General features: G+C 69.8%; 2 pseudogenes. Both read right to left on the minus strand.

The annotated features are described in order from the left end of the window. Nucleotides 1–210 (minus strand): annotated as a pseudogene (locus JF66_RS19480) (AAA family ATPase); the annotation flags it as partial. Further along, a pseudogene (locus JF66_RS19485) lies at nt 207–851 on the minus strand (IS21 family transposase); the annotation flags it as partial. The pseudogenes JF66_RS19480 and JF66_RS19485, both read right to left, overlap by 4 nt.

Genomic DNA, 851 nt, shown 5'->3' on the forward strand with positions numbered 1-851 from the left:
GTCGTCGCACTCCGCCAGAAGCAGCTCCGCCAGGAACCCCTGATAGGACAGCTGCTCCTTCTGGGCGACCGAGGTCGTCTCCCCGACGACGGCGCGGATCGTGGGAAGACGAAGCCGCCGGCAGGCCTGATCGATGGCAGCGTCCGCGGCCTCCTCGGTCAGTCCCCGACGACGCCGGAGAGTCGCGGTGATGGTAGTCGTGGTGGTCATGATCCTGTTCCTTTCTCCATGGTGGACGTGATTGCGGGAGCCGCCCGATCAGGCAGGCGAAGCAGCTGGTCGTAGGCGGCAACCGAGGGCAGCGGCCTCGTGTCCGCGGGGAGCCCGGCGATGACAGCGGCAGGATCCGCGAGGCGCCGCTGCGTAAGACTGACCACCCGCCGTCCGGGACCATGAGTCTGCGCAACAGGTAGACGATCATCCAGAGCCCCGCCCAACGTCTGGTGTCGGCGGGCCTCGACCGCGACGACGTCGGCGGTGACAGCGCCGACGGTCAACGCCGCAGTGATGCCGGCGACAACATCCGCCGCGGCCATCGACCTGTGCAGCAGCAGCACGTCGATCAGCGCCCGGGTGCCGCCCGCGTCCCCGTCCGTCTTCCGCGCCGCCGCCCAGAACGCCTCATGGGTCGACGTGAACACCCCCGACGCCCGAGCATGGGTCAGGGCCGTCGACCCCGGAAGCGCGCCCGGCTTGTGCAGCAGTACCTCCAGGTAGTGGTCGAGGTTCACGCTCTGCCCGTGGAGCGCGACCACCCGCGGGTGGCGTGCGATCTCGTTGCGGCCGTCGAAGACGATGACCTCCGACGCGCGCAGGGACACCCTCACCAGCCGACCGATGAACCGGGCCGG

It is taken from the genome of Cryobacterium sp. MLB-32 (assembly GCF_000738085.1).
Classification (GTDB): Bacteria; Actinomycetota; Actinomycetes; order Actinomycetales; family Microbacteriaceae; genus Cryobacterium.